Origin of the sequence: Leucobacter sp. UCD-THU, assembly GCF_000349545.1 — a bacterium.
In the GTDB taxonomy this organism is placed as follows: Bacteria; Actinomycetota; Actinomycetes; order Actinomycetales; family Microbacteriaceae; genus Leucobacter; species Leucobacter muris.
The window spans coordinates 200,781-216,912 of the sequence record NZ_KB714603.1 but is presented as its reverse complement, the minus strand read 5'-3'; the positions used below and the strand labels follow the sequence as shown (position 1 = coordinate 216,912).

General features: G+C 70.6%; 19 protein-coding genes. 12 read left to right on the top strand and 7 right to left on the bottom strand.

What is annotated here, in order from left to right:
- Nucleotide 1: 1 nt before the first annotated feature.
- The 9 genes from sufD (at nucleotide 2) to H490_RS27245 (ending at nucleotide 9,094) form a co-directional block, all read left to right on the top strand.
- Nucleotides 2-1,180 carry a Fe-S cluster assembly protein SufD gene (sufD, locus tag H490_RS27285; RefSeq protein ID WP_017884679.1) on the top strand — a complete coding sequence of 393 codons (1,179 nt, stop codon included), beginning with the start codon at nucleotides 2-4 and terminating at the stop codon, nucleotides 1,178-1,180.
- Nucleotides 1,180-1,512, top strand: a complete 333-nt coding sequence (locus H490_RS27280) for a non-heme iron oxygenase ferredoxin subunit (RefSeq protein ID WP_017884678.1) — start codon at nucleotides 1,180-1,182, stop codon at nucleotides 1,510-1,512. The genes sufD and H490_RS27280 overlap by 1 nt, the downstream gene beginning before the upstream one ends.
- A complete protein-coding gene (sufC, locus tag H490_RS27275) occupies nucleotides 1,509-2,267 on the top strand; it encodes a Fe-S cluster assembly ATPase SufC (protein ID WP_017884677.1) in 759 nt (252 codons plus the stop codon). Before H490_RS27280 ends, sufC begins: the two co-directional genes overlap by 4 nt.
- A 17-nt stretch (nucleotides 2,268-2,284) precedes the next feature.
- Complete coding sequence (locus tag H490_RS27270) at nucleotides 2,285-2,635, top strand: metal-sulfur cluster assembly factor (protein WP_017884676.1); 351 nt, start codon at nucleotides 2,285-2,287, stop codon at nucleotides 2,633-2,635.
- A gap of 13 nt (nucleotides 2,636-2,648) precedes the next feature.
- Entirely contained in the window at nucleotides 2,649-4,178 is a 1,530-nt protein-coding gene (gene zwf / locus H490_RS27265) for a glucose-6-phosphate dehydrogenase (protein WP_017884675.1), read from the top strand.
- On the top strand, nucleotides 4,175-5,107 hold the full coding sequence (locus H490_RS27260; RefSeq protein ID WP_017884674.1) for a glucose-6-phosphate dehydrogenase assembly protein OpcA: 933 nt from the start codon (nucleotides 4,175-4,177) through the stop codon (nucleotides 5,105-5,107). Before zwf ends, H490_RS27260 begins: the two co-directional genes overlap by 4 nt.
- The gene (gndA, locus tag H490_RS27255; protein ID WP_017884673.1) at nucleotides 5,104-6,558 is read left to right on the top strand and encodes an NADP-dependent phosphogluconate dehydrogenase; all 1,455 of its coding nucleotides are present in this window, start codon (nucleotides 5,104-5,106) and stop codon (nucleotides 6,556-6,558) included. The genes H490_RS27260 and gndA overlap by 4 nt, the downstream gene beginning before the upstream one ends.
- Nucleotides 6,558-7,274 (top strand): 6-phosphogluconolactonase, encoded by a 717-nt coding sequence (gene pgl, locus H490_RS27250; protein ID WP_017884672.1) that lies wholly within the window; start codon nucleotides 6,558-6,560, stop codon nucleotides 7,272-7,274. Before gndA ends, pgl begins: the two co-directional genes overlap by 1 nt.
- 221 nt (nucleotides 7,275-7,495) lie before the next feature.
- A complete protein-coding gene (locus H490_RS27245) occupies nucleotides 7,496-9,094 on the top strand; it encodes an ABC-F family ATP-binding cassette domain-containing protein (RefSeq protein WP_017884671.1) in 1,599 nt (532 codons plus the stop codon).
- 72 nt (nucleotides 9,095-9,166) lie between these two features.
- Here the strand turns inward: H490_RS27245 and H490_RS27240 are convergent, their stop codons facing one another.
- The 5 genes from H490_RS27240 to H490_RS0116235 form a co-directional block, all read right to left on the bottom strand.
- The gene (locus tag H490_RS27240) at nucleotides 9,167-9,709 is read right to left on the bottom strand and encodes a hypothetical protein (RefSeq protein WP_238560345.1); all 543 of its coding nucleotides are present in this window, start codon (nucleotides 9,707-9,709) and stop codon (nucleotides 9,167-9,169) included.
- Between the two features lie 100 nt (nucleotides 9,710-9,809).
- A complete protein-coding gene (locus tag H490_RS27235) occupies nucleotides 9,810-10,700 on the bottom strand; it encodes a cutinase family protein (protein WP_017884669.1) in 891 nt (296 codons plus the stop codon).
- Nucleotides 10,701-10,809: 109 nt separating this feature from the next.
- On the bottom strand, nucleotides 10,810-11,679 hold the full coding sequence (locus H490_RS27230; RefSeq protein WP_017884668.1) for an SURF1 family protein: 870 nt from the start codon (nucleotides 11,677-11,679) through the stop codon (nucleotides 10,810-10,812).
- Nucleotides 11,672-11,917, bottom strand: coding sequence for a hypothetical protein (locus H490_RS27225; RefSeq protein ID WP_017884667.1), 246 nt, complete (start codon nucleotides 11,915-11,917; stop codon nucleotides 11,672-11,674). The genes H490_RS27230 and H490_RS27225 overlap by 8 nt, the downstream gene beginning before the upstream one ends.
- Nucleotides 11,914-12,414 (bottom strand): DUF3099 domain-containing protein, encoded by a 501-nt coding sequence (locus H490_RS0116235; RefSeq protein ID WP_017884666.1) that lies wholly within the window; start codon nucleotides 12,412-12,414, stop codon nucleotides 11,914-11,916. Before H490_RS0116235 ends, H490_RS27225 begins: the two co-directional genes overlap by 4 nt.
- A gap of 96 nt (nucleotides 12,415-12,510) precedes the next feature.
- On the opposite strand from H490_RS0116235, the gene fabG reads away from it, so the two are divergent.
- Nucleotides 12,511-13,221: a 3-oxoacyl-ACP reductase FabG gene (gene fabG, locus H490_RS27220; protein ID WP_017884665.1), complete on the top strand. Its 711-nt coding sequence runs from the start codon at nucleotides 12,511-12,513 to the stop codon at nucleotides 13,219-13,221.
- A 109-nt stretch (nucleotides 13,222-13,330) separates the two neighbouring features.
- Here the strand turns inward: fabG and serB are convergent, their stop codons facing one another.
- Nucleotides 13,331-13,969, bottom strand: a complete 639-nt coding sequence (gene serB / locus H490_RS27215; RefSeq protein WP_031290156.1) for a phosphoserine phosphatase SerB — start codon at nucleotides 13,967-13,969, stop codon at nucleotides 13,331-13,333.
- A 24-nt stretch (nucleotides 13,970-13,993) separates the two neighbouring features.
- Here serB and H490_RS27210 point away from each other — a divergent pair, with 24 nt between their 5' ends.
- Together H490_RS27210 and H490_RS27205 are read left to right on the top strand one after the other, a co-directional pair.
- Entirely contained in the window at nucleotides 13,994-14,779 is a 786-nt protein-coding gene (locus H490_RS27210; protein ID WP_017884663.1) for an ABC transporter ATP-binding protein, read from the top strand.
- Between the two features lie 136 nt (nucleotides 14,780-14,915).
- Entirely contained in the window at nucleotides 14,916-15,164 is a 249-nt protein-coding gene (locus H490_RS27205; protein ID WP_017884662.1) for a type B 50S ribosomal protein L31, read from the top strand.
- Nucleotides 15,165-15,431: 267 nt separating this feature from the next.
- On the opposite strand, the gene H490_RS27200 is transcribed toward H490_RS27205, so the two are convergent.
- Complete coding sequence (locus H490_RS27200) at nucleotides 15,432-16,130, bottom strand: exonuclease domain-containing protein (protein ID WP_017884661.1); 699 nt, start codon at nucleotides 16,128-16,130, stop codon at nucleotides 15,432-15,434.
- Between the last annotated feature and the right edge of the window lie 2 nt (nucleotides 16,131-16,132).

Sequence of the window (16,132 nt, the reverse complement as noted above, 5' to 3'; positions counted from 1 at the left end):
GATGTCCACTCTCCAGACAGAACAGCACGGATTCAAGGCCCACAGCGACGGCGACTGGGAGAACCGGGCACCGGTGCAGACCCGCTCGGAGCGCTTCAAGTCGACGAACCTGGCCGATTTCCCCGAGGTCACCGGCCGCGAGGTGAACTGGAAGTTCACCCCGATCGCGAAGATCCGGGCGCTCATCGACGGCCCGCTCGAGGCCGGCGCCGCGGCTCCGGTCGTCTCCGACGCCCCCGGTGTCGAGGTCACGCACGTGCCGATGGACTCGGATCTCGTCGGCCGCGCGGGCATCCCCGAGGATCAGGCCGCGGCGAACGCCTGGGGCCAGGCCGGCACCGCGCTGCGCATCCTGCTCACCAGCGAGGAGCGCCAGACCGTGACGGTCGACCGCTCCGGGCTCGCGCAGAACCCCGCGGCGGCTCACACGATCATCGAGGCCGCGCCCAACGCGAACGCGCTCGTGATCCTCGAGAACTCGGGCGACGCGAATCTCACCGAGACCGTCGAGATCGTGGTCGGCGACGGCGCGAACCTCACCGTCGTCTCGATCCAGGAGTGGGCCGACGACGCGATCCACCTCGCCAGCCACAACGCGACCGTGGGCCGCGACGGCAACCTCCAGCACATCGTCGTCTCGCTCGGCGGCGGCGTGGTGCGGCTCAACCCCTCGATCCACCTCGACGGGCAGGGCGCCAACGGCGAGAGCTACGGCGCGTACTTCGCCGACGCCGGCCAGCACCTCGAGCACCAGGTCTACATCGACCACAACGCCCCCCGCACCCGCAGCCGCGTCGCCTACAAGGGCGCGCTGCAGGGCGAGGGCGCGCACGCGGTCTGGATCGGCGACGTGCTGATCCGTCGCATCGCGGAGGGCACCGACAGCTACGAGGAGAACCGCAACCTCACGCTCACCGAGGGCACGCGCGCCGACTCGATCCCGAACCTCGAGATCGAGACCGGCGACATCGAGGGAGCCGGTCACGCCTCCACGACGGGCCGCTTCGACGAGGAGCACATCTTCTACCTGCAGAGCCGCGGCATCTCCGAGGACGACGCCCGCAAGCTGGTGGTGCGTGGCTTCCTCTTCGAGGTCATCCAGCGCATCGGCAACGAGCAGGTCGAGGCGCGGCTCCAGGAGGCGATCGAGGCAGAGCTGCAGCAGAGCGTGCTCGCATAATGGCCCGCCACAAGGTAGTCGCGCTGAGCGACCTGGTGCAGGATCAGGCGACCCGCGTGGTCGTCGAGGATGCGCCGATCGCTCTCGTGCTCGACGGCCAGGGAGAGGTGCACGCGATCGGCGACACCTGCACCCACGGACAGATCAGCCTCTCCGAGGGTTTCGTCGAGGACGACACCCTCGAGTGCTGGGCGCACGGCTCGGCGTTCTCGTTGCGCACCGGCTACCCGCAGAACCTTCCGGCTTACGAGCCGGTCCCCGTCTACGTTGTCGAGATCGAAGACGGCGACGTGTACATCGACCCCAACGTTACGAAAGAGATTGAACAATGAGCTCAGTTCTTGAAATCAAGGACCTGCATGTCAGCGTCGAAACCGAGCAGGGCCCGAAGGAGATCCTGAAGGGCGTCAACCTCACCATCAAGCAGGGTGAGACCCACGCCATCATGGGCCCCAACGGCTCGGGCAAGTCGACCCTCGCCTACGCCGTCGCCGGCCACCCCCGCTACGAGATCACGAGCGGCCAGCTGCTGCTCGACGGCGAGGACATCACCGAGTTCGAGCCCGACGAGCGCGCTCAGGCGGGCCTCTTCCTGGCCATGCAGTACCCGGTCGAGATCCCGGGCGTGACCAACGCCAACTTCCTGCGCACCGCGAAGACCGCGATCGACGGCGAGGCGCCGGCGATCCGCACCTGGATGGGCGAGGTCAAGGAGGCCATGCAGAACCTGCGCATGGACGAGTCCTTCGCCTCGCGCAACGTCAACGAGGGCTTCTCGGGCGGCGAGAAGAAGCGCAACGAGATCCTGCAGCTCGAGTTGCTCAAGCCGAAGTTCGCGGTGCTCGACGAGACCGACTCCGGCCTCGACGTCGACGCGCTGAAGATCGTGTCCGAGGGGGTGAACCGCGCCAAGGAGCACACCGGCCTCGGCGTGCTGCTCATCACGCACTACACGCGCATCCTGCGATACATCAAGCCCGACTTCGTGCACGTCTTCGTGAACGGCCGCGTGGCCGAAGAGGGCGGCCCCGAGCTCGCCGAACGCCTCGAGGAAGAGGGCTACGACCGCTTCCTCGCGTCGGTCTAGGCGCGTAGGCTGGTCGTATGAGCGACGAAACCACCACGGTCCCGCAGTCGATCGATCCCGAGTTCCGCGAGCAGGCGACGGAGGCGCTCAAGAACGTCTCCGACCCCGAGCTCGGGGTCAACATCGTCGACCTCGGCCTGATCTACGATCTGGCCTACGACGAGGAGCACGACGCGCTGGTGATCAGCATGACGCTCACGAGCGCCGGCTGCCCGCTGACCGACGTGATCGAGAACGACATCGCCGAGGCGCTCGACGGCCTGGTGGCGGCCTTCCGCATCAACTGGGTGTGGATGCCGCCGTGGACGCCCGAGCGCATCACCGACGACGGTCGCGACATGATGCGCGCGCTGGGATTCGCGATCTAAGATCCCGACATCCGTGCCTCACAACCCGCTGCGCTCGCCCGGCGATCCTCGCCTCAACAGGATCGCCGGTCCGAGCGCGCTCGTCATTTTCGGGGTGACCGGGGATCTGTCGCGCAAGAAGCTCATGCCGGCGGTCTACGATCTCGCGAACCGCGGCCTGCTGCCCCCCGGCTTCGCGCTCGTCGGCTTCAGCCGCCGCGACTGGGCCGACCGCGACTTCGCCGAGATCGTGCACGACGCCGTGCGCAAGTACGCGCGCACCCCCTTCCGCGAGTCGACCTGGAAGCAGCTCGTCCAGGGCATCCGCTTCGTACAGGGAAGATTCGACGACCCTGACGCGTACGCGCGCCTGCGCAGCACCGTGGACGCCCTCGATCGGGAGCGCGGCACCATGGGCAACCACGCCTTCTACCTGTCGATCCCGCCGAGATCGTTCCCCGAGGTGGCCCACCACCTCAGCAGCTCGGGCCTCGTCGACCGCACCGTCGACGACCAGCGCTGGCGGCGCGTGATCATCGAGAAGCCGTTCGGCGAGGATCTGCAGTCGGCGCGCGAGCTCAACGACACGCTCGAGTCGGCGTTCCCCGCCGACTCGATCTTCCGCATCGACCACTACCTCGGCAAGGAGACGGTGCAGAACATCCTCTCGCTGCGGTTCGCGAACTCCATGTACGAGCCGATCTGGAATCGCAACTACGTCGACCACGTGCAGATCACCATGGCCGAGGACATCGGCGTGGGCGGCCGCGCGGGCTACTACGACGGCGTCGGCGCCGCCCGCGACGTGATCCAGAACCACCTGCTGCAGCTGCTCGCCCTCACCGCGATGGAGGAGCCGATCTCGCTCAGCGCAGACCACCTGCGGGCCGAGAAGGAGAAGGTGCTCGAAGCGGTGCGGCTGCCCGACGACCTGGCCACGGCGACGGCGCGCGGCCAGTACGCGGGCGGCTGGCAGGGCGGGGAGCTGGTGCGCGGCTTCCTCGAGGAGGAGGGCATGGATCCCGCCTCGCGCACCGAGACGTACGCGGCGATGAAGCTGTTCGTGAACACGCGCCGCTGGTCCGATGTGCCGTTCTACCTGCGCACCGGCAAACGACTGGGGAGGCGAGTGACCGAGATCGCCGTGGTCTTCCGGCGCGAGGCCGGGGAGCTGTTCGCTAAGGCGCACGGCAGCGATCAGGGATCGAACGCCCTCGTGATCCGGGTGCAGCCCGACGAGGGCATCACGATGCGCTTCGACGCGAAGGTGCCCGGCACGGGCACGCGCGTGCGCGACGTCACGATGGACTTCGGCTACGGCCACGCGTTCACCGAGGCGAGCCCCGAGGCGTACGAGCGGCTGATCCTCGACGTGCTGCTCGGCGACGCGCCCCTCTTCCCGCGGCAGGCCGAGGTGGAGCTGTCGTGGCGCATCCTCGACCCCATCGAGGAATTCTGGGCGTCGCTCGACGAGGCCCCCGAGCAGTACGCCCCCGGGTCGTGGGGGCCCGACTCGGCGAACGACCTGCTGGCCCGCGACGGCCGCGGATGGAGACGCCCGTGATCGAGCACCTCCCCAACACGACCGTGAGCGCGGTGGCGCGCCGCCTCGTCGCGATGCGGCTCGAGGGCGGCGTCTCCGCGCTGGGCCGCGTGCTGACCCTCATCATCGCGACCTCCGAGCCGATCGACGAGACGGTGGTCGAGGCCGCCAACCACGCCTCGAGCGAGCACCCGATGCGCGTGATCGTGCTGGTCGCGAACCCGCACGAGCCCGCCCCGCGCCTCGACGCCGAGATCCGCGTCGGGGCCGACGCCGGCGCCAGCGACGTCGTCGTGCTGCGCGCATACGGCGAGGTGTGCAGCGGCATCGAGAGTCTCGTCACCGGCCTGCTGCTGCCCGACGCGCCGGTGGTGGTGTGGTGGCCGCAGGAGTCTCCCGAGCGCCCCGGATCGCACCCGCTCGGTCGCATCGCGCAGCGCCGCATCACCGACAGCGCCGACTCCTCGGCGGAGACGTTCGCGGCGCGCGCCGCCGGGTACGCGCCCGGCGACACCGACCTGGCCTGGACGCGCCTCACGCGCTGGCGCGAGTATCTCGCCGCGATCCTCGACCAGCCGCCCTTCGACCCCGTGACCGCGGTCGAGGTGGTCGGCGGGGCCGATTCGCCGTCGACGCGCCTGCTCGCCACCTGGCTCGAGCTCATGCTGCAGGTGCCGACCGAGTGCCGGCTGCAGAACGAGGCGCCGGTGGTCGGGGGCGTGCGCTCGGTGACGCTGCGGCGCGCGTCGGGCGACGCCGTGCTCGAGCGGGTGTCGCCCGCCCGGGCGGTGCTGCGCCAGCCCGGCCAGCCGCAGCACGAGATCTCGCTGCCGCGACGCACGCTGCGCGAGTGCCTGGCCGAGGAGCTGAGGATCCTCGACGAGGACGCGATGTACGGCGGCGTGGTGAAGCAGCTCGAAGCCAACGATCGAACGGAGTCACAGTCTTGACCGGAGCAGCAGATGCGACCGCAGCGGCCGCGAACATCGGGGTCGTCGGCCTCGCCGTCATGGGGGCGAACCTCGCCCGCAACCTGGCGAGCCGCGAGGGCAACACCGTGGCGGTGCTGAACCGCAGCCCCGAGCGCACCGACGCGCTCATCGCCGAGCATCCCGAGGCCGGCTTCGTCCCCGCCTACTCCTACGAAGAGTTCGCCGCCAGCCTCACCCGCCCGCGCACCGCCATCATCATGGTGCAGGCCGGCGCCGCGACCGACGCCACGATCGACGCGCTCGTCGAGGTGTTCGAGCCGGGCGACATCATCGTCGACGGCGGCAACGCATTCTTCCCCGACACGATCCGCCGGGAGCGGGCGGTGCGCGAGACGGGCATCAACTTCGTCGGCGCCGGCATCTCGGGCGGCGAGGAGGGCGCGCTCAACGGACCCAGCATCATGCCGGGCGGGTCGGACGAGGCCTGGGCCACGCTCGGCCCGATCCTCACCTCCATCGCGGCCGTCGCCGACGGCGAGCCCTGCGTGGCCCACATCGGCCACGACGGCGCCGGTCACTTCGTGAAGATGGTGCACAACGGCATCGAGTACGCCGACATGCAGCTGATCGCCGAGGCCTACGATCTGATCCGCCGCGGCACGGGCAAGAGCCCCGCCGAGATCGCCGACGTCTTCGCCGAGTGGAACCGCGGCGAGCTCGAATCGTACCTCATCGAGATCACCGCCGAGGTGCTTCGGCAAGTCGACGCCGAGACCGGTCGGCCGCTCGTCGACGTGATCCTCGACCAGGCCGGCGCGAAGGGCACCGGCGCCTGGACCGTGCAGACCGCGCTGTCGCTCGGCGTGCCCGTCTCCGGGATCGCCGAGGCGACGTTCGCCCGCTCGCTCTCGTCGCACCCCGAGCAGCGTGCCGCGGCGGCCGAGCTGCCGGGACCGGCGGAGACCTTCGCGCCCCTCGACGAGACCGCCTTCATCGAGGACGTGCGCCAGGCGCTCTACGCGTCGAAGATCGTCGCCTACTCGCAGGGCTTCGACGAGATCCGCGCCGGCGCCGCCGAGTACGACTGGAGCATCGACCTCGGCGCCGTCTCGCGCATCTGGCGCGCCGGCTGCATCATCCGCGCCCAGTTCCTCGGGCGCATCGCCGAGGCCTACGCCGAGCAGCCCGAGCTGCCGCTGCTGATGTCGGCGCCCTACTTCGCCGACGCGCTGAGCCGCGGGCAGGCCGCCTGGCGGCGCGTGGTGATCGCTGCGACCGCCGCAGGCATTCCCGCACCCGCGTTCTCGTCGTCGCTGTCGTACTACGACGGTCTGCGCGCCGAACGGCTGCCGGCCGCGCTCATCCAGGGGCAGCGCGACTTCTTCGGTGCGCACACGTACCGCCGCGTCGACCGCCCCGGCACGTTCCACACGCTCTGGTCGGCCGATCGCAGCGAGGTGCGGCTCTGATGCGCGTCGAGCGCGTCGTCGACCGGCGCTCGCTGGGCGAGTCGGTCGCGACCGCGCTCATCGGGGTGTGCCGGGAGCGGCAGCTGGCCGGAGCGGTGCCCTGCGTGGTGCTGACCGGCGGTCGCGCCGGCGCGCAGGCCCTGCTCGCCGTGCGCGACCACCGCGACCGCGACACGGTCGACTGGGGGCGGGTGCGCTTCCTCTGGGGCGACGAGCGCTGGGTGCCGGCCGGGCACGCGGATCGCAACGATCTGCTGGCCGACGAGTCGCTGTTCGCCGCCGTCGAGACGGATGCGACGCTCGTGCACCGCGTCACCGCCTCCGATTCGGGGCTCACGCTCGAGGAGGCCGCCGCGGAGTACGCGGACGTCGCCGCACGGGTCGACCGCATCGACGTGGTGCTCAGCGGCGTGGGGGAGGACGGCCACATCGCCTCGCTCTTCCCGGGGCGCTCTGAGCTGCTGCAGGGCGACGACGAGGCGGCCGCGCTGCCGGTGCGCGACTCGCCGAAGCCGCCGCCCGAGCGGGTCACGCTCACGCTGCCCGTGCTGAACCGAGCCGACCACTCCTGGCTGCTCGCGGTGGGGGAGGGCAAGGCCGAGGCACTGCGCGCGGTGCTCGGGCGCACCGAGCCGCTGCTGCCCGCAGCGCGCCTCGCAGGCCGCGTCGACACGGTGCTGTGGGCCGACGACGCCGCACTGCACCTGTCGGCGTAGCCGTCGGGACCGGGCCCGCCCGGCGCACCGCGGTTCGGGTTCCGGATCCGCGTACATCCCTCGCAGGTCACGGCCCGCAGCCGCCGTACCGCGCAGCACTCCTCACCCGGTCGTTCGCCCTCCGCGCACCCGACAGCTCGCGCCCCGACGAGGACGAGTAGACTAGCGAGGTTGTCCACTCGCAAGCCGGCCCCGCCGGCGTGTCCAAGGAGCCTTCCCACATGATCACCGTCGAAGACCTCGCGATCGACGTCGGCGCCCGACGCCTCATGGAGGGCGTCACCTTCCGGGTGAACCCGGGCGACAAGATTGGCCTCGTCGGACGCAACGGCGCAGGCAAGACGACGCTCACGCGCACACTGTCCGGCGAGCTGCAACCCGCCGAGGGCAGCATCACGGTATCCGGCGAACTCGGCTTCCTGCCGCAGGATCCCCGCACCGGGGATCCCGAGCAGATCGCGCGGCACCGCATCCTCGACGCCCGCGGCCTCGGCACGCTCACCAAGAACATCGCGAAGGCCACCGAGGAGATGGGGTCCGACGACCCGGCCGTCGCCGAGAAGGCCATGAAGCGCTTCGGCAACCTCACCGACCGCTTCCACGCCCTCGGCGGGTACGCCGCCGAGTCGGAGGCCGCGTCGATCTCGCACAACCTCGGCCTGCCCGACCGGGTGCTCGACCAGCCGCTCAAGACGCTCTCCGGCGGGCAACGCCGTCGCATCGAGCTCGCGCGCATCCTGTTCAGCGACGCCGACACGATGATCCTCGACGAGCCGACCAACCACCTCGACGCCGACTCCATCGTGTGGCTGCGCGAGTTCCTCAAGGGCTACAAGGGCGGCTGCATCATCATCTCCCACGACATCGACCTCGTGGGAGAGACGGTCAACCGGGTCTTCTACCTCGATGCGAACCGCCAGGTCATCGACGTCTACAACATGAACTGGAAGCTGTATCTGCGGCAGCGCGCCGCCGACGAGGAGCGTCGCCGCAAGGAGCGCGCGAACGTCGAGAAGAAGGCCTCGGCGCTCAAGGATCAGGCCGCGAAGTTCGGTGCGAAGGCGTCGAAGGCCGCAGCCGCGCACCAGATGGTGGCGCGCGCCGAGAAGATGCTCTCGGGCCTCGAGGACGAGCGCCAGGTGGATCGCGTGGCGAAGCTGCGGTTTCCCGACCCCGCGCCCTGCGGCAAGACCCCGATCATGGCGCAGGGGCTCTCGAAATCGTTCGGATCGCTCGAGATCTTCGCCGGCGTCGACCTCGCGGTCGACCGCGGCTCGAAAGTGGTGGTGCTCGGCCTGAACGGCGCCGGCAAGACGACACTGCTGCGCCTGCTCGCGCAGGTCGACGAGCCCGACACCGGCGAGATCATCGCGGGTCACGGCCTCAAGGTCGGCTACTACGCGCAGGAGCACGAGACGCTCGACGTGCGGGCGAGCGTGCTGCAGAACATGGTGTCGGTCTCGCAGCACCTCACCGAGACCGAGGCCCGCAAGGTGCTCGGCTCGTTCCTGTTCACCGGCGACGACGTGCACAAGCCCGCGGGTGTGCTCTCCGGCGGCGAGAAGACCCGTCTCGCGCTCGCGATGCTCGTGGTCTCGAGCGCCAACGTGCTGCTGCTCGACGAGCCCACCAACAACCTCGACCCCGCCAGCCGCGAGGAGATCCTCGACGCGCTCGCGCACTTCAAGGGCGCGGTCATCCTGGTCTCGCACGACCCGGGCGCCGTCGAGGCGCTGAACCCCGAGCGCGTGCTCATCATGCCCGAGGCCACCGAAGACCACTGGTCGAAGGAGTACCTCGACCTCATCGAGCTGGCCTGATCGAACCCGCGCGCCTGCGCGCCCGCACGCACGCCGCGATCGTCGTCGCGCGTGCGGACGCGCAGGCCCGGGTCAGTCGGCCTCGCGGGCGCGGGCCCGCTCGGCCGCGCGCTCCTCGCGGTCCGACACGTAGTGCGGCGCGAGCGAGAGCGCGCTGAAGCGGAACGGACGGTCGACGCGGGTGAAGCCCAGCGGGCAGTGCTCGACGCCGGCGGGGATGTACACGCAGCCCGACGTGGTGATCGTATGCCGCTCACCGTCGATGTCCATGTAGATCTCGGCCCCGAGATCATGCGGGTTGTCGGGGTCTCCGCCCGTCCAGATCAGAATCTCGTCGTAGTCGTGCACGTGCGGCACGACCCAGAGCTCGGGCACCTCGGTCTCGTGGATCCAGATGTGGGTCATGTTGACCTTCGCATCGGGCACGAGCCCGGCGTGCAGCAGCCAGTTGGGTTCGCCGAGGTTCTTCGGCTGTTCGAGATCGGCGGCCTCGCCCTCGTTGTTGAAGTCATCCGGCCCGCAGACCGGCATGTGCTTCACGAACAGGTGATCGTACTGGTTGCCGCTGCCCGACATGGTCGCCTCCTCACGGCGCCCGCCGCGTTGCGGGCGCACGCCTCGAGGCTAGGTCGGCGGCCCCGCGAGCGGCAACGCGCCCCGCGCAACGGAGCGCCTCGGGTCAACGCCCCTGCGCCCAGGCGCAATCGGGGGCGTCTCAGCGCGCCGGGTCGGCATCGGGCGCGTCGGGTCCCCGCCGATCGCTCGAGTCGCCGGTCTCATCGTCGTCGTGCGGGTCGAGCCTGTTGATGACGAAGGCGGCGCCGTCCTGCTGCATGCCGTTGTCGAAGTAGGCGACGTGGCCCGACTCGTCGAGGTCGAGGCTGCTGCTCTGACAGATGAAGTCGCGCGCCACGCAGTAGTCGCGCACCCGGTCGGCGAATGCGTCGAGGCTGCCCTGAGCGCGGGGGAGGAGCCCGTTGACCTCGGGATCGTAACTGCCCGCGTTGAAGGGCTCGCCGCCGACGAAGCGGGGATCCCCGTAGAACACCACCGCGAGCACCCGCTCGACCGCGCTCTCGGAGACCACGCCGACGGTGCCGCCCACGATCCGTGCGTCCGGCGCCGCCAGCGCGTCGCCGATCACGAGCGCGCCCTGCGAGTAGCCGAGCAGCACGAAGCGCTGCTCGTCGCACGCCTCGGCCTGCACGTTGAGCGTGTCGACGAGCGTGCGCGCCCCGAGCGTGCCGCCCTCGCTCATCTCGCCGTCGGCGGGGTAGTCGAGGTCGAGCACGTCGACCTGATCGGGCCTCGCCTGCGAGATCGAGCGCGCGACGGGGGAGAGCAGCTGCCCCTTCGACGGCTCGCCCGTGCCGCGCACGGTGATCACGAGATACGGCGAGCAGTCGCGCGGCTCCACGATCGGGTCGGGGTGCAGCTCGGCGTCGTACAGCTCGGCGGCCTGCGGCGGATCGGGGTTCTCGGTGACCTCGGCGAGGGAGTCGCGCGTCGCCGACGGATCGACCTGGGAGGCGCAGCCCGCGAGCACGACCGCGGCGCACAGCGCCGCGACGATCGAAAGGGGCCGGATGAACGTCAGGGAAACCACACTCCAGACTAACTCGGGCGAACTGCGAATCTCGGGCGCGCCCGATCCCGGCACCGGCCTTGCGCGCTCTCGACGGCTTCAACGGCCGATCAGACCGACCGGAGGGGCCTCAGCCGCCGATGAGCGCGTCCTCCTCCTCGGCGTCGCTGAGCCCGCGACGGCGCTTGCGCTCGGCGCTGCGGCGATCCTGCTCCCGCACGACGCTGCTGTCGGGGTTCAGCCCCCGGTACTCGCGCCGAGCCGCATAGCCGACGCCGATGCAGGCGATGCCGATGAACACGTACCACTGCAGCGCGTACGAGAGGTGGGGGCCCTCGTCGCGCTCGGGCTTCTCGGGCAGCACGCCGTGCTCGCCGGCCGGCGTCTCCGAGATGAGCATGCCGTACGCACCCGTGTACGCCTCGCCCTCGGTGCCCGTGAGACGCGCCAGCTCGGGCAGCTCGATGCTCGCGACCGTTCGCCCCACGGAGGTGCGACCCGGGATCGTGGGCTCGGAGGCACGCAGCCTCGCCTCGACGCGCACCTCGCCGCTCGGCGGCTCGGGCAGCTCGTCGGCGGCGATCCCGCCGGTCTCGGCCTCATGGCCGTCGATCGGCACCCAGCCCCGATCCACGAAGAAGACCCGTCCGTCATCGGTGCGCAGCGCCTGGATGAGGTTCGAGCCGACGCCGTCTCGCCCCGGCCTGTTGCGGGCGAGGTAGGGATCGCCGACGTACTCGCCGACGACCTCGACCGTGCGCCACTTCTGCGCGTCCTCGTCGAAGGCCGACGGATCGGACAGCTCATCGGCGAGGGGCGCGGCGGGAGCGTCGTAGTTCGCGTCGATGCGGGCGATCTCGGCGCGCGCCTCCGCTCGGCGGTCGAACTGCCAGTTGCCCAGGAACACGCACGCGATCGAGAAGATCGCGAGCATCGTGAAGTAGCCGATCCATCGACCCGAGTACAGGAAGCGCCAGCCCACCGGCGTCGCGTCAGCCATCGAGCTCACCCACCGCCCGCGTCTCGAGGGGGAAGTCGCGCGCCGCGAGGAACTCGCGCAGCGTCTCGAGGTGCGCCTCGCACGCGAGCCACGTCTTCCGGCGGTGCTCGTCGTGGATCTTCGGATTGCGCCAGAGGATCGCCCAGCCCGCCTCGTCGCGGCACCCCGCCCGGGAGCACTCGAAGCGGTGCGACGGGGCGCCGCCGAGGGTCACGCCGCCCAGCACTGCGGCGCTCACGCGGCGCCGCCGCGCGCGTCGTGCGTCTCGGGGCCGGGGGAGGGGGCGCCCTCGGCGCGGGGCCCGTCGGCGGAGGTGCTCTCAGCCGAGGCGCCGTCGGAGGAGGAGGTGCCGCCAGCGGGGCCCTGCGCAGCTCCGGCGGGGCCGGCGCCCTCTGCCGCGGACGAACGGCGCTCAGGCTCGACATCGATCACGATGAGGGTGTCGGCCGACACCTCCTCGGGCCCGACGGGCGCGCCGCCTTCGAGCTTCAGCAGCTCGGGAGCGTCAGGGGCCTGACCGCCGTCGTGCGCGACCGCGTTGCCCACCATCACCGCGAACCACGGCAGGAAGACCGCCCCGGCCGCCGCGAGCAGCACCCACCAGCCGCGCACCCAGAACAGCGAGGTCACGCAGGCCACGCGCAGGCTCATCGCGATGAAGTACATGCGCATCCGGTGCGCGCGATCCTCGGCCGGATTCACCCCCGCCGATGTCACACTGTAGCTCTTCGCCATGCGCCCTTTCCTCAGTACCAGACCAGCCTACGCCGTCCCGCTGGGACCGCGCACACATGCAATAGGCTGGGGGACAGTTTTGACGGAAGGACCTCCATGAGCACCTCGCGCACCGTACTCGTCACCGGCGGCAACCGCGGCATCGGCTACGCGATCGCCGAACGCATGATCGCCGACGGCCACCGCGTCGCCGTCACCGCCCGCTCCGGCGAGGGGCCCGAGGGATCGCTCACGGTGCGCGCCGAGATGACCGATGCGGCCTCCATCGACGCGGCCTTCACCGAGATCGAAGCCCGGCTCGGCCCCGTCGAGGTGGTCGTCGCCAACGCGGGCATCACGCGCGACACCCTGCTGCTGCGCATGACCGAGGAGGAGTTCACGAGCGTCATCGACACCAACCTCACGGGCACCTTCCGCGTCGTGAAGCGCGCCGCGAAGGGTCTGCTCAAGGGGCGGTTCGGCCGCGTGATCCTCATCTCCTCGGTCGTCGGCCTCTACGGCTCGCCCGGTCAGATCAACTACTCGTCGTCGAAGGCCGCGCTCGTGGGCTTCGCCCGCTCGCTCACCCGCGAACTCGGATCCCGCAACATCACCGCCAACGTCATCGCCCCCGGCTTCATCGAGACCGACATGACGGCCGCGCTTCCCGACGAGCAGCAGCAGCAGTACCTCTCGTCGATCCCCGCGGGCCGCTTCGGCCGGGTCGCCGAGATCGCGGGCGCCGCCTCGTTCCTCGCGGGCGACGACGCCGCCTACATCTCGGGCGCCGTGATCCCCGTCGACGGCGGCCTCGGCATGGGCCACTGAGCGCTGGCGCGCTGACGGCCCGGTAGACGCCCTCGGGAGCGATGGTGCTCGCGAGGGCGTCGGACGTGTGACGCCGGCCTCGCCCGCGCAACGGACGAGGCGCGAGGCCTCAGGCCAGGCGGTCGAGCAACGGGATCGCGCGCGCCAGGTCGTCGGTGATCGAGACGTCGGCGCGCTGCTGCACGATCGGCTTCGCGTTGTACCCGACTCCTACCGCTGCGACCCCCATCATCTCGAGATCGTTCGCGCCGTCTCCGATCGCCACCGTGGCGGAGAGCGGGATCCCGCTCGCCTCAGCCCACTCGCGCAGCGACTGCGCCTTCACCGAGCCGTCGACGACGGGGCCGACGGTGCGACCCGTCAGACGACCGTCGGCGACCTCGAGCCGGTTCGCCCGCCAGAAGTCGAGCCCCAGATCCTCGGCGATCGGATCGAGCACCTCGTGGAACCCGCCGGAGACGACGCCCACCTTGCCGCCGCGCTCGTGCACCGCGGCGACGAGCTCGCGGATGCCGGGGGAGAGACGCACCCGACCGTAGGCCTCCGCGAACACCGTGTCGGGCGTGCCCGCCAGCGTCGCGACGCGCTCGGCGAGGCTCTCGGCGAAATCGAGCTCCCCGCGCATGGCCCGCTCGGTCACCTCGGCCACCCGCTCCCGGCTGCCCGCGGCATCGGCGAGCAGCTCGATCACCTCGTCCTGAATCGTGGTGGAGTCGCAGTCGAGCACAACAAGCGGTGAAACGGTCATGCGATCCAGTCTAGGCTTGAGCCCATGGTCAACGTGCTGCGCTTCACCGATGTCACCTACGTACGCGACCGCCGTCCGATCCTCGACGGGATCGACTGGGCGGTTGAGGACTCGGAGCGATGGGTCATCCTCGGGCCGAACGGCGCGGGCAAGACCACGCTCATGACGCTCGCCACGGCGAACGACTACCCGACCACGGGCTCGGTCGAGGTGCTCGACAAGCGCCTCGGGCGCGTCGACATCTTCGAGCTGCGCAACCGCATCGGCTTCGTCTCGTCGGCCACGGGCCGCCGCATCCCGGCGTCCGAGAAGGTGCGCGACCTGGTGCTCACCGCCGCATACGGCGTCGAGGGCCGCTGGAACGAGCACTACGACGACGTCGACGTTCGGCAGGCCGAGCGCATCCTCGCCGAGTGGGACCTCGGCGACTACGTCGACCGCGCCTACGGCACTCTCAGCGACGGGGAGCGCAAGCGGGCCCTCATCGCCCGCGCGGTGATGACCGATCCCGAGATGCTGCTGCTCGACGAGCCGAGCGCGAGCCTCGACCTCGGCGCGCGCGAGCGGCTGCTGCAGATGCTGTCGGGCTTCGCGCGGTCGCCGCACTCGCCCGCGATGATCATGGTGACGCACCACGTCGAAGAGGTACCGCCGGGCTTCACCCACGCCCTGCTGCTGCGCGACGGGCAGGTGCAGGCCTCGGGCCCCATCGCCGAGGCGCTCACCGCCGAGAACCTCGAAGCCACCTTCGGCATGCCGTTCGAGCTCACCGTGTCGAACGGCCGATACGCCGCGGTCGCCAAGCCGTAGCCGCCGCGCCCCGGGATTCGAACCCCAGAACGCGGCTGTTCTGGTAAACTCGATCCTTGGCGCGGCCACGCCGCAGATCCCAAGACCTCAGGGTGTGCTGTTACACACCCTCATCCAGGCACATTAAGGAACACTCATGAAGACCGATATCCACCCCGAGTACAACGCAATCGTTTTCCGCGACCTCGCCTCGGGGGAGACGTTCCTCACCCGCTCCACGCTCAGCAGCGACAAGACCATCGAGCTCGACGGCGCGACCTACCCCGTCATCGACGTCGAGATCTCCAGCGCCTCGCACCCGTTCTACACCGGCAAGCAGCGCATCATGGACTCGGCCGGCCGCGTCGAGAAGTTCAACCAGCGCTTCAAGGGCTTCGGCGCCTGAGCCGATAGCCTCCCAGGCGAAAGGGCGGTCGATCCGAACCGGATCGACCGCCCTTTGTCGTGTGCCGGCGCGCCGCCGGGCCGGCTCGCTGGGCCGGGAAGGACGCTTGCAGCACCGATCGACGCTCGCGCACCCCGTTCGCACCGATTCCGGTGCGCGAAGCTCGATCGGTGCGGCGGGGAAGCCTGCAGACGCAGGGGGAGAAGTCGTAGGGAGGCGGGCAAAGCGGGGGAGAATCCGCACGCGGCCGGGAGGGCCGCGCGGGCGTCAGCGCATCGGCCAGCGCCCATCGGCGATGAACGAGGGGTCGCGCACCCGCCGCATGTAGTCCTGGAAACTCGCGGCCTGCGCGGCCGCCCATGCGACCTGGGCGCGATGCAGCTCATCGAGCTCGACCGGGATCACGTCGGCGTACTTGCGGGCGATGCGCTGCAGCACGCGGCCGGCCGCGATCGCGTCGTCGCCCGCGTCGTGCGCGTTGCCGATCTCGACGCCGTGGTGCGCCGCGACCGCCTCGAGCGTGCGCTTGCCCTTGCGGTACCGGTCGAGCTGCTTGTCGAGGATCAGCGGATCGACGACGGGAGAGAGCTCGCTCGGCCACGCGACGCCGTGGCGGGCGGCCTCGGCGGCGAGCAGGTTCAGATCGAACGGCGCGTTGTAGGCGACCAGCGGGAAGCCCCGCTCGATCATCTCGAACAGCCGGGTGACGATCTGCTGCACTCCGACCGCCGCGTCGATGCCGCTCGCGCGGGCGATCTCGGTCGTGATGCCGTGCACCCGCACCGCGGGCTCGGGGATCTCCACGCCGGGATCGAGCAGCCAGTCGTAGCGCTCCTGCACCTCACCGGACGGGCCGAGCAGGGCAATCGTCGCGCTCACGATGCGCGCGTAGGAGGTGTCGACGCCGGTGGTCTCGGTGTCGAACACGGCGAGATTCGCCGCCCAGAGCGGGAGTTCTTGGGTCACGG